The sequence below is a fragment of the Streptomyces sp. NPDC029139 genome (assembly GCF_055564335.1).
Genome location: NZ_JBVHWN010000014.1, coordinates 198727 through 211314 on the forward strand (window position 1 = coordinate 198727; position 12588 = coordinate 211314).

The following is a 12588-nucleotide window of genomic DNA, read 5'->3' on the forward strand; positions in this document are numbered from 1 at the left end:
CCGGGGCCCGTACAGGACACCAACCGGGGCGTTCGCCCACTTCGGTTCAGGCAGCGACGACGTCGACCGCTTCCGCGGGCGCCTTGATGGTCACCCGCTCGGTGGACACACCGGCCACCGACGTCACCGACACCGAATTGAGCATCGGACGACGTACCGGTGCGGGCACCGGTTCGCTCGCCGCTGCCGACTCGGCCAGTTCGGCCAGTGACAGTTCGTCGCTCACTTCACGCATGAGCTCGGACATCCGTACGTCCAGCGCGTCGCAGATCGCGGAGAGCAGCTCGGAGGAAGCCTCCTTCTGCCCCCGCTCCACCTCGGAGAGATAGCCGAGCGAAACTCGGGCGGACGAGGAGACTTCGCGCAGAGTACGGCCCTGGCGCTGGCGCTGCCGACGCAGCACGTCACCCAGCAGGCGACGGAGCAGAATCATCGGTGGCTCCCTCCTCGGACCGCGTAGCCGCATCCTTCACGCCCCACCGTACCGCCTCGCGCTGCGGCCGTGCGGGGAGCGATGTCGTGTTCACTCAGGGCTGCAAACATCAATTCCCCCCGTTCTGTTCCGTATCCTGTGCCCGCGCATTTCCCGAGAGTTCGTCGACGAGCAGTTCCAGCACGCTCCGTACGCTCTCCCTACGGATTTCCGCACGGCCGCCGTTCAACCGCAATGCGGCCACTTTCCCGGCTCCGACGGGCCCCGCCACGGCCACGTACACCGTTCCGACGGGCTGTCCGTCCTGCGGGTCGGGACCGGCGACGCCGGTCGTCGCGACACCCCAGTCGGCGCCCAGCCGCAGCCGCACACCCGCCGCCATCTGCAGCGCGACCTCGGGATCGACCGCCCCGCGCTCCGCCAGAAGGGTCTCGTCGACCTCGAGAAGTTCGTGCTTGAGGGACGTTGCGTACGCCGTGACGGACCCGCGGAAGCTCTTCGACGCTCCTGGTGCCGCGGTGAGCTCCACGGCCACCAGACCGCCCGTGAGGGACTCTGCGGCGGCCACCGTGTGACCACGCTCCGCGAGCAGTTCCATGGCCCGGGCGGCTTCGTTCATCGTGCCGACCCCGCAGCCGGGCCCTTCGCGGAAGCCCCGGGCGTCTCGCCGTCAGCCCCCGTGGCGGGCCCCGGCACGGATTCGCCGGCACCGCCGGACGCGTCACCGGTCCGGTCGGCCTCGCCGGCTTCCGGACCCGCGGCCGCCTGCGCGGCCCGTTCCGCCGCCAGCCCCCGGCGCCGCAGGACGACGGCCTCGCGCACGTAGTCCAGGGCGGTGACGACCGTCAGCACGACGGCCACCGTCATCACCCAGAAGCGCAAGGTGGCGAGTGGACCGGTGAGCATCAGCACGTACATGCCGACCGCGGTCCCCTGCGCCAGCGTCTTGATCTTGCCGCCGCGGCTGGCCGGAATGACCCCGTGCCGGATCACCCAGAACCGCATCAGCGTGATCCCCAGCTCGCGCGCCAGGATCACGGCCGTCACCCACCAGGGCAGATCCCCGAGCGCCGACAGACTGATCAGTCCGGCGGCCATGATCGCCTTGTCGGCGATCGGGTCGGCGATCTTCCCGAAATCCGTGACCAGGTTGTACGCCCGCGCCAGGTGACCGTCGAAGACGTCCGTGATCATGGCGACGGCGAAAGCGGCCCAGGCCCACGCGCGCCAGGCCGGGTCGTGCCCGCCGTCCTGGAGCAGCAGCACCACGAAGCCGGGCACGAGCACCAGGCGGATCATGGTGAGGATGTTCGCGATGTTCCAGAGGCCGGCCTGATCGACGGCCGCAGTGCCCAGCTTGCCGCCGGGCGTGGGCCTACCGGTCCCGCCCGTCGCGGATGCCGGCACTCCGGTCATCTGCCCGCCTCCTCGAAAAGACACTCGGCCACCAGGTCGACGCCTTCCGTGCCCACGACCTTCGCCACGACCATACGGCCGGGAGCGAGATCACGGCTCGTGGCCGAGTCCGTGGTGATGAGGACCTGGCCGTCCGTCTCGGGAGCCTGGTGGGCGGCACGGCCGATTACGCCGTCCTCCTCGTCGACGGATTCGACGAGTACTTCCAGGGTCTCGCCGATCCGCTCCTCCGCACGTTGGGCGGTGAGCTCCTCGGCGAGCCGCGAGAGGTGGGCGAGCCGCTCGTCGACGACCTCCTGGTCGAGCTTGTGCTCGTACGTGGCGGCTTCCGTGCCGTCCTCGTCGGAGTAACCGAAGACGCCGATGGCGTCGAGGCGCGCGTGGGTGATGAAGCGTTCCAGCTCGGCGAAGTCCGCCTCGGTCTCGCCGGGGAAGCCGACGATGAAGTTGGACCGGGCGCCGGCCGCAGGGGCCTTGCCGCGGATGGTGTCCAGGAGCTCCAGGAAGCGGTCGGTGTCGCCGAAGCGGCGCATGGCCCGCAGGACGTCCGGGGCGCTGTGCTGGAAGGACAGGTCGAAGTACGGGGCGACCTTCTCGGTCGACGTCAGGACGTCGATGAGGCCGGGCCGCATCTCGGCGGGCTGGAGGTAGCTGACCCGGACCCGCTCGATGCCGTCGACGGCCGCGAGGTCGGGCAGCAGGCTCTCCAGGAGGCGGATGTCGCCCAGGTCCTTGCCGTAGGAGGTGTTGTTCTCGGAGACGAGCATGACCTCCTTCACACCCTGCTCGGCGAGCCAGCGCGTCTCGTTCAGGACGTCGGAGGGACGCCGCGAGACGAAGGAGCCGCGGAAGGACGGGATGGCGCAGAAGGTACAGCGGCGGTCGCAGCCGGAGGCGAGCTTCACGGAGGCGACGGGGCTGCGGTCCAGCCGTCGGCGCAGCGGGGCGCGCGGGCCGGAGGCCGGGGCGAGCCCCTCCGGAAGATCCGTGAGGTCGGCGCTCTCCAGCTCGTCCACGGCGCCGTGGCCCGGGAGGGCGACCGCCGCGGCGGCCTGCTGGCGCTCCACCGGCGACAGCGGCAGCAGCTTGCGCCGGTCGCGCGGGGTGTGGGCCTCGACACTGCCGCCGCTGAGGATGGTCTGCAGGCGGTTGGAGATGTCGGAGTAGTCGTCGAAGCCGAGCACACCGTCGGCTTCGGGCAGGGCCTCGGCGAGCTCCTTGCCGTACCGCTCGGCCATGCAGCCGACCGCGACGACGGCCTGGGTCCTGCCGTGATCCTTCAGATCATTGGCTTCGAGGAGGGCGTCGACGGAGTCCTTCTTGGCGGCCTCGACGAATCCACAGGTGTTGACGACGGCGACATCGGCGTCCTCGGCGTTCTCGACGAGCTCCCAGCCGTCCGCTGCCAAGCGGCCTGCGAGCTCCTCCGAGTCCACCTCGTTACGGGCGCAGCCAAGAGTGACAAGGGCGACGGTACGGCGTTCGGGCATGGACTCAAGACTACTTCGTCCTGGCCGTGCCCCCGCCGCGCAGGGTTCACCTGCGCGACGGCCGCCGGGAACGTCAGCCGGCCTGGGGGTCTCCCTTGGTGTAGGAGAGCCGCTCCACGGCACCGGACTCGAACTTGTCCTCGATCTTCTTGCCGTTGACGTAGAGCTCGATCGGGCCGGCGTTGCCGAGGATCAGATCGACACGCTCGTCGTCCTGGAAGGTCTTGGACTCGCCCTTGAGGAGGAGCCCGTCGAAGAGCAGCTTGCCGTCGCTCGCCTTGGCCGAGATCCAGCTCTTGTCGTCGACCGCGGTCAGCTTGACCGTGACCTTGTCCTTCGGGACCGCCGCGATGGCGCTTCCGGTGGGCGCCGGCTTGGTGGTCCTGGTCGGCTTGGTGGTGGGAGTGGTGGTCTTCTTCTCGGGGGCCGGGCCCTCGGCCACCGCGCCGCTGCTGGTCGTCGGGTCGGTCCCGTTGAACATCGTGAAGCCGACGAAGCCGACGACCGCCACGATGGCGGCCACCATGGCGGCGGTCCAGTTGGGCCGGCGCGGCTCGGGGCGGATACGTTCCGCCTCGAAGAGGGGTGCGGCGGGGGTGGGCGCGGGCCGACCGCCGTGCTCGGCGTCGTACTGCTCGACCAGCGACGTGGGATCGAGTCCCACCGCGCGGGCGAGCGTACGGATGTGGCCGCGGGCGTAGACGTCGCCGCCACAGCGCGAGAAGTCGTCCTCCTCGATCGCGTGCACGATCGGGATGCGGACGCGTGTGGAGGCACTGACCTCGTCAACGGTGAGACCGGCGGCGATCCGGGCCTGCTGGAGGGCACGACCGATCGAATCCCGGTCATCTGCCGGGAAGTTCCGGTCGTCTTCGGGGGATTCGGGGGAGTTGCCGATGGACACGAGAGCGCCTTTCGAGCGTGTAACCACCTGCTGGACGTTCAGTCTATGGGTGGTACGAAAGGGTGGGGCAACCGGGCGGACGCAGTTTGTACGCCATGAGGCTGGGACATCATTCCGTCCCTCCCTCCAACTTGACGGATGCCCAAGGGAAACGGTTGCCCACGTTCCCTTACGAGTGAGTCTCGACCCGGTCTCGTTCTCGTACGACCTTCCCGGGGACGGCCCGGTCTCCCCCGCGGTTCACTCCGTGGACTCCCCGCGGATGACGGCCAGTACCCCGTCCAGCTCATCCGGCTTGACGAGCACGTCACGTGCCTTGGAGCCCTCGCTCGGCCCGACGATGTTCCGCGACTCCATCAGGTCCATCAGCCGGCCCGCCTTGGCGAACCCGACGCGCAGCTTGCGCTGGAGCATCGAGGTCGAACCGAACTGGGTCGAGACGACCAGCTCCGCGGCCTGGCACAGCAGGTCGAGGTCGTCACCGATCTCCTCGTCGATCTCCTTCTTCTGCTTCGTACCGACGGTGACGTCGTCCCGGAAGACCGGCGCCATCTGGTCCTTGCAGTGCTGGACCACGGCCGCGACCTCGGCCTCGGTGACGAAGGCGCCCTGCATACGGACGGGCTTGTTCGCCCCCATCGGAAGGAACAGACCGTCACCCTTTCCGATGAGCTTCTCGGCGCCGGGCTGATCGAGGATGACGCGGCTGTCGGCGAGCGAGGAGGTCGCGAAGGCGAGCCGTGAGGGCACGTTCGCCTTGATCAGACCGGTGACGACGTCCACGGACGGCCGCTGCGTGGCGAGCACCAGATGAATGCCGGCGGCGCGCGCCAACTGGGTGATACGGACGATGGCGTCCTCGACGTCCCGGGGCGCGACCATCATCAGGTCGGCCAGCTCGTCCACGATCACCAGCAGGTACGGATAGGTCTTGAGCTCGCGCTCACTGCCCTCGGGCAGCTTGACCTTGCCGCTGCGGATGGCCTCGTTGAAGTCGTCGATGTGCCGGAAGCCGAAGGCGGCCAGGTCGTCGTAGCGCAGGTCCATCTCGCGCACGACCCACTGCAGGGCCTCGGCGGCCCGCTTCGGGTTGGTGATGATCGGCGTGATCAGGTGCGGGATGCCCTCGTACGCGGTGAGCTCGACCCGCTTGGGGTCGACGAGCACCATCCGGACGTCCTCGGGGGTCGCTCTTATCATGATCGACGTGATCAGGCAGTTGATGCACGAGGACTTTCCGGAGCCTGTGGCACCGGCGACCAGGACGTGCGGCATCTTCGCCAGGTTGGCCATCTCGTAGCCGCCCTCGACGTTCTTGCCGAGCGCGACCAGCATCGGATGGTCGTCCTCGGCCGCGGCGGCCAGGCGCAGCACGTCGCCGAGGTTGACCATCTCCCGGTCGGAGTTCGGGATCTCGATGCCGACCGCGGACTTCCCGGGGATCGGCGAGATGATCCGCACGTCCGGGGAGGCCACCGCGTACGCGATGTTCTTCGTCAGGGCCGTGATCTTCTCGACCTTCACGGCCGGGCCGAGCTCGACCTCGTACCGCGTGACCGTCGGGCCACGCGTGAAGCCGGTGACGGCCGCGTCGACCTTGAACTCGCTGAAGACGTTGGAGAGCGCGTGGACCACGGCGTCGTTCGCCGCGCTGCGCGTCTTGCCCGGGCCACCGCGCTCCAGCAGGTCGAGCGAGGGCAGGGCGTACGTGATGTCCCCGGACAGCTGCAGCTGCTCCGCGCGCGGCGGCAGCTCGGTGTGTTCGGGCGCCGGCTTGGTCAGATCCGGTACGGCTCCGGAGACGCGTCCGGGCTTCTCCCCGCGGGCGGTCGGCACCGGGGCGGCCGAGGGGGCCTCCGGAGCCTCGGCGGCCTCCGCGGCGGCCGCGGCCACGGCGGCGGCCCGCTCGGCGGTGACGTCCCGGGTCAGGTCGGCGACCAGCGGGGAGGGCGGCATCCCGTTGAGCACGGCACCGTCCAGGGCGGCGGCCGCCGCCGCGGCGACGTCCACGGCGTCCATGGGCCGGTCGAAGGCCGGCTGCCCCGAGGGGCGCCGCGGGCGGCTGCGCCGGGTGAGCGCCTCCTCCTCGGCGCGGTCGACGTCGTACACGTCGCCGGGTCCACGGGAGGCGGGGGCACCGCGGCGCGGACGGGCGGCGGGCCGGGGGACGGCCTCGCGCCAGTCCTCCTCGTACAGCTCCTCGGCGGCCTCGGGGTCGTACGCCGGCTCGACGATGCCGAGCTTGGCGCCGAGGGCGCGCAGCCGCTGCGGGATGGCGTTGACGGGCGTGGCGGTGACGACGAGGAGCCCGAAGAGGGTGAGCAGCACCAGCAGGGGGACGGCGAGGACCTCGCCCATCATGAAGACGAGCGGCTTGGACGCGGCCCAGCCGATGAGCCCGCCGGCGTCCTGCATGGCCTCGGTGCCCGCGTCGCGCCCCGGGGAGCCGCAGGCGATGTGGACCTGCCCGAGCACGCCGATGACGAGGGCGGAGAGGCCGATCACGATCCGGCCGTTGGCCTCCGGCTTCTCCGGATAGAGGATCAGCCGGATGCCGATCGCGCCCACCAGCATCGGCACGAGCAGATCCAGGCGGCCGAAGGCGCCGGTGACGAGCATCTCCACGAGGTCGCCGACCGGCCCGCGCAGATGCGACCAGGTGCCGGCGGCGACGATCAGTGCGACGCCGAGCAGCAAGAGCGCCAGGCCGTCCTTGCGGTGCGCCGGGTCGAGGCCCTTGGCTCCCCGTCCTATGCCCCGGAACATCGCTCCCACGCCGTGCGCGAGGCCGAGCCAGAGGCCGCGGGCCAGCCGGTAGACACCACCGGTCGGGGACGGCGCGGGCCTGGGTGCCGCGGCCTTCTTCGCCGCGCTCTTCCTGGCGGGGGCCCGCTTCGCGGGCGCGGCCTTCTTGGCCGCGGTCTTCTTCGCGGGGGGCTTGACGGGCGCCTTCGCGGGCGCCGCCTTCTTCGCGGCGCCCGTCGTACGGCCGGCACGCGGCTTCGCGGTGCCCGCCGTGCCCTGGGAACCCTTGCCGGACGTACGTGAGGCCATGATGCTGAGGTTACCGGTGTGAGCGGCGTCGGACACGTGCGCGTCCGGCCTCACCCGTTCGTGTCGCCCTTGCCGGGGCGTGAAACTGACGCCCGCTCACCGCCGGCACCCGGGCGTTGACGATGCGTCAGCTCTGCGAGGGGAGGACGGAAGGGCCGCCTGTACCCGGCTCCAGCGCGTCCAGGGCCCGCCGCAGCCCGGTCAGTTTGCGCTCCAGATGGGCGGCGGTGGCGACGGCGGCGGCATCGGCCGAGTCGTCGTCGAGCTGCTTGGACAGCGCCTCGGCCTGCTCCTCGACCGCGGCGAGGCGGGCGGAGAGCTCGGCCAGCAGCCCGGCCGACTCCCTGGCGTGACCGCCCTGACCGCTGCCACCCTCCAGCTGGAGCCGGAGCAGCGCGGCCTGCTCCCGCAGCTGACAGTTCTTCATGTACAGCTCGACGAAGACCGACACCTTGGCGCGCAGGACCCACGGGTCGAACGGCTTGGAGATGTAGTCGACCGCGCCCGCGGCGTAACCACGGAAGGTGTGGTGCGGTCCGTGGTTGATCGCGGTGAGGAAGATGATCGGGATGTCCCGGGTCCGCTCACGCCGCTTGATGTGCGCCGCGGTCTCGAATCCATCCATTCCAGGCATCTGGACATCCAGAAGGATGACCGCGAAGTCGTCGGTCAGCAGCGCCTTGAGCGCTTCCTCCCCGGACGATGCCCGTACCAGCGTCTGATCGAGCGCGGAGAGAATGGCCTCCAGCGCCAGCAGATTCTCCGGCCGGTCATCGACCAGGAGGATCTTGGCCTTCTGCACCATGCCCCGTCCTCCTCGCCCCGGCATCGGCTCTCCCCGACTCGCCGAGTCGGGGGAAGCACCGGGCGCCGCCCCAGAAGACGACTCCCATGCGCCGTCCGTCCTTGTGCCGGTCATGGTAGCCGCACCCCGCCTGTCGCCACACCCTGTCACCGCGATGTCACTGTGCACGTAGCAGAAACGCGGTGAGAGACCAGAAGGTTCCCCGAATACCGCCCTCTCACACGCCCTCGGCGACAGTCCGTCAACAACCCTCCGTTCCGTTTCCGCGCATCCACTCCTCCATCACGGAGAGCAGGTGATCGGGGTCGACGGGCTTGGTGACGTAGTCGGACGCCCCCGACTCGATCGCCTTCTCCCGGTCGCCCTTCATCGCCTTCGCCGTGAGCGCGATGATCGGCAGCCCGGCGAACTGGGGCATCCGCCGGATCGCGGTCGTCGTCGCGTATCCGTCCATCTCGGGCATCATGATGTCCATCAGCACGACCGTCACGTCGTCGTGCTGCTCCAGCACCTCGATGCCCTCGCGACCGTTCTCGGCGTACAGCACCGCCAGACCGTGCTGCTCCAGGACGCTGGTGAGCGCGAAGACGTTCCGGATGTCGTCGTCGACGATCAGCACCTTCTCGCCGCTGAAGGAGAACGTACGGCGCGGCTCGGCCTCCGCCCTGTCGTCGGCCGTCTGCTCGGCCTGACCGGCCCTGCCCGGCTGGCCCGGCAGCGCCGGCCGCGCGTCCAGGCCGGCCTGCGCCGTCCTGCGCCGGTGCCGGAAGAGCGCGCCCGCCCCGGAGCGCAGATCGGCAGCCATGGGGCTGGGCGCGAACGGCGCACCGTCCTCGCCCTGGCCCTGCTCCGCACCCGTGTGCGGGTCCGTCGAGCCCTGCTCCCCGGGGCCGTAACCGTGCGGCGGCAGCTCGCTGGGGCTCAGCGGGAGGTAGAGCGTGAACGTCGAGCCGCGGCCCGGCTCGCTCGCCGCGTAGATCTCACCGCCGAGCAGCCGCGCGATCTCGCGGCTGATGGAGAGCCCCAGGCCCGTACCGCCGTACTTGCGGCTGGTCGTCCCGTCGGCCTGCTTGAACGCCTCGAAGATCACCCGCATCTTGCCCGCCGCGATCCCGATGCCGGTGTCCGTCACCGAGAACGCGATCAGCTCGGCCTCCGGGTCGCGCAGCGAACCGGCCTCCAGGAGCTGCTCGCGGATCGACTGCGGCACGTCCGTCCCGGCCGGCCGGATGACCAGCTCCACCGCGCCCGTGTCGGTGAACTTCACCGCGTTCGACAGGAGGTTGCGCAGCACCTGCAGAAGCCGCTGCTCGTCGGTGTGCAGCGTCGCCGGCAGCTCCGGGGAGACCCGGACCGAGAAGTCGAGCCCCTTCTCCGCGGTCAGCGGCCGGAAGGTCGCCTCGACGTAGTCGACGAGCTGGACCAGCGCGATACGGGTCGGGGAGACGTCCATCTTGCCCGCCTCGACCTTGGACAGGTCGAGGATGTCGTTGATGAGCTGCAGCAGGTCGGATCCGGCGCCGTGGATGGTCTCGGCGAACTCGACCTGCTTGGGCGAGAGGTTGGCGTCCGCGTTGTCGGCGAGCAGCTTGGCCAGGATCAGCAGCGAGTTGAGCGGGGTGCGCAGCTCGTGCGACATGTTGGCCAGGAACTCGGACTTGTACCGCATGGAGACGGCGAGCTGCTCGGCCCGCTCCTCCAGGACCTGCCGCGCCTCCTCGATCTCGGTGTTCTTCACCTCGATGTCGCGGTTCTGACGGGCCAGCAGCTCCGCCTTCTCCTCCAGCTCCGCGTTGGAGCCCTGGAGCTCCTTCTGCCGGTGCTCCAGCTCGGCGGAACGCTCGCGCAGCTGCTCGGTCAGCTCCTGCGACTGCTTGAGCAGCACCTCGGTCTTGGTGTTGACGCTGATGGTGTTGACGGTGGTCGCGATCAGCTCGGCGAGCTGGTTGAGGAAGTCCCGCTGGATCTGGGTGAAGGGCTGGAAGGAGGCCAGCTCGATCACGCCGAGGACCTTCCCCTCGAAGAGGACGGGGAGCACGATCACATGCGCCGGGGCCGCCTCGCCGAGGCCGGAGGAGATCTTCAGATAGCCCGGCGGCACATTGACCTGGATCGTCCGCTTCTCCTCGGCCGCCGTCCCGATGAGCGTCTCGCCGGGACGGAAGGAGGTGGGCATGGACCCGGCGGAGTATCCGTAACTGCCGCGCATCCGCAGCTCGTACGCGCCCTCACCCTGCCCGCCGAGTTCGGCGCTGCCGGTCGAGGAGCCGGTCGGCATCGCCACGAAGAAGGCGCCGTGCTGGGCCGAGACGACCGGGGTCAGCTCGCTCATGATGAGCGAGGCGACGTCGTCCAGATCGCGCCGTCCCTGCATCAGGCCGGAGATCCGGGCGAGGTTGCCCTTGAGCCAGTCCTGCTCCTCGTTGGCGAGGGTGGTGTCCCGCAGGTTGGCGATCATGGTGTTGATGTTGTCCTGGAGGGCCTGGATCTCGCCCGCCGCGTCCACGCCGTCGATCTTCAGGTTCAGGTCGCCGCGGGTCACCGCGGTCGCCACGGCCGCGATGGCGCGCACCTGCCGCGTCAGGTTCCCGGCCATCTCGTTCACGGACTCGGTCAGGTCCCGCCAGGTCCCGTCGACGTCCCGGACCCGTGCCTGGCCGCCGAGGATGCCCTCCGTACCCACCTCACGGGCCACGCGCGTGACCTCCTCGGCGAACGAGGACAGCTGGTCGACCATCGTGTTGATGGTGTTCTTCAGCTCCTGGATCTCACCGCGCGCGTCGATGTCGATCTTCTTGGTGAGATCGCCCTTGGCGATGGCGGTCGTGACGGCGGCGATCTGGCGCACCTGACCGGTGAGGTTCGACGCCATCGAGTTCACCGACTCGGTCAGGTCCTTCCAGGTGCCGGAGACACCCGGCACGCGCGCCTGACCGCCCAGCTCCCCTTCCGTACCCACCTCACGGGCGACTCGCGTCACCTCGTCGGCGAACGACGACAGGGTCGTCACCATCGTGTTGACGGTGTCGGCCAGCTCCGCGACCTCACCGCGCGCCTCGACCGTGACCTTCTTCGTCAGGTCACCGTTGGCGACCGCCGAGGAGACCCGGGAGATGTTCCGCACCTGACTGGTCAGGTTGTTGGCCATCAGGTTGACGTTGTCGCTCAGGTCCTTCCAGATTCCGGTGACCCCGCGCACCCGCGCCTGGCCGCCCAGGATGCCTTCCGTACCCACCTCACGGGCGACTCGCGTCACCTCGTCGGCGAAGTTGGACAGCTGGTCGACCATCGTGTTGACGGTCGTCACCAGCTCCAGGATCTCGCCCTTGGCGTCGACGGTGATCTTCTTCGACAGGTCGCCCTTGGCGACCGCCGTGGTGACCTCGGCGATGTTGCGCACCTGACTGGTCAGGTTGTTCGCCATGAAGTTCACGGACTGGGTGAGGTCCTTCCAGGTGCCGGAGACGCCCTGCACCTCGGCCTGACCGCCCAGGATGCCCTCCGTACCCACCTCACGGGCCACCCGCGTCACCTGCTCCGCGAAACTGGAGAGCTGGTCGACCATCGTGTTGAGGGTGTTCTTCAGCTCCAGGATCTCGCCGCGCGCGTCCACGTCGATCTTCTGCGACAGGTCACCGCGCGCCACCGCGGTGGCGACCTGCGCGATGTTACGGACCTGGGCGGTGAGGTTCCCGGCCATGCCGTTCACCGAGTCGGTCAGGTCGCGCCACACACCGGCGACGCCCGGCACCTGCGCCTGCCCGCCGAGCCGGCCGTCGGTACCCACCTCGCGGGCCACCCGGGTCACCTGCTCCGCGAACGCGGACAGCTGGTCGACCATCGTGTTGATGGTGTTCTTCAGCTCCAGGATCTCGCCGCGCGCGTCCACGTCGATCTTCTGCGACAGGTCACCGCGCGCCACGGCCGTGGTCACCTGCGCGATCTGCCGCACCTGGGACGTCAGGTTGCCGGCCATGAAGTTGACGGAGTCGGTGAGCTCCTTCCACGTACCGGAGACGCCGTCGACACGGGCCTGACCGCCCAGACGGCCCTCGGTGCCCACGTCCCTGGCCATCCGCGTCACCTGATCGGCGAAGGACGAGAGCTGCGACACCATCGTGTTGACGGTGTTCTTCAGCTCCAGCATCTCGCCGGCCACGTCCACGGTGACCTTCTGCGACAGATCACCGTTGGCGACCGCCGTCGTCACCTGCGCGATGTCCCGCACCTGACCGGTCAGATTCCGGAACGCCGTGTTCACCGAATCGGTCAGGTCCTTCCACGTACCCGCCGCACCCGGAACCTGCGCCTGACCGCCGAGCAGACCCTCGACGCCGACCTCCCGGGCCACCCGGGTCACCTCGGAACCGAACGCGGACAGCTGGTCGACCATCGTGTTGACGGTGTTCTTCAGCTCCAGCATCTCGCCGGCCACGTCCACGGTGACCTTCTGCGACAGATCACCGTTGGCGACCGCCGTCGTCAC

At 69.7% G+C, this 12588-nt stretch carries 8 protein-coding genes; all 8 read right to left on the reverse strand.

Features of this window, described 5'->3' with window-relative positions; translation table 11 throughout:
* Positions 1–46: 46 nt before the first annotated feature.
* Positions 47–433, reverse strand: a complete 387-nt coding sequence (locus tag ACZ4VW_RS27105; RefSeq protein WP_467966789.1) for a helix-turn-helix domain-containing protein — start codon at positions 431–433, stop codon at positions 47–49.
* A 109-nt stretch (positions 434–542) separates the two neighbouring features.
* Entirely contained in the window at positions 543–1052 is a 510-nt protein-coding gene (locus ACZ4VW_RS27110) for a CinA family protein (protein ID WP_467966791.1), read from the reverse strand.
* Positions 1049–1849, reverse strand: a complete 801-nt coding sequence (pgsA, locus tag ACZ4VW_RS27115; RefSeq protein WP_467966793.1) for a CDP-diacylglycerol--glycerol-3-phosphate 3-phosphatidyltransferase — start codon at positions 1847–1849, stop codon at positions 1049–1051. The genes ACZ4VW_RS27110 and pgsA overlap by 4 nt, the downstream gene beginning before the upstream one ends.
* Positions 1846–3339 carry a 30S ribosomal protein S12 methylthiotransferase RimO gene (gene rimO / locus ACZ4VW_RS27120; RefSeq protein ID WP_467966795.1) on the reverse strand — a complete coding sequence of 498 codons (1494 nt, stop codon included), beginning with the start codon at positions 3337–3339 and terminating at the stop codon, positions 1846–1848. The genes pgsA and rimO overlap by 4 nt, the downstream gene beginning before the upstream one ends.
* A 73-nt stretch (positions 3340–3412) precedes the next feature.
* Entirely contained in the window at positions 3413–4243 is an 831-nt protein-coding gene (locus tag ACZ4VW_RS27125) for a helix-turn-helix domain-containing protein (protein ID WP_467966797.1), read from the reverse strand.
* Positions 4244–4483: 240 nt separating this feature from the next.
* Positions 4484–7297: a DNA translocase FtsK gene (locus ACZ4VW_RS27130; RefSeq protein WP_467966799.1), complete on the reverse strand. Its 2814-nt coding sequence runs from the start codon at positions 7295–7297 to the stop codon at positions 4484–4486.
* A gap of 127 nt (positions 7298–7424) precedes the next feature.
* Complete coding sequence (locus ACZ4VW_RS27135) at positions 7425–8102, reverse strand: response regulator (RefSeq protein WP_355106001.1); 678 nt, start codon at positions 8100–8102, stop codon at positions 7425–7427.
* Positions 8103–8343: 241 nt separating this feature from the next.
* A partial coding sequence (locus tag ACZ4VW_RS27140; RefSeq protein ID WP_467966802.1) for a HAMP domain-containing protein occupies positions 8344–12588 on the reverse strand: 4245 nt, incomplete at its 5' end.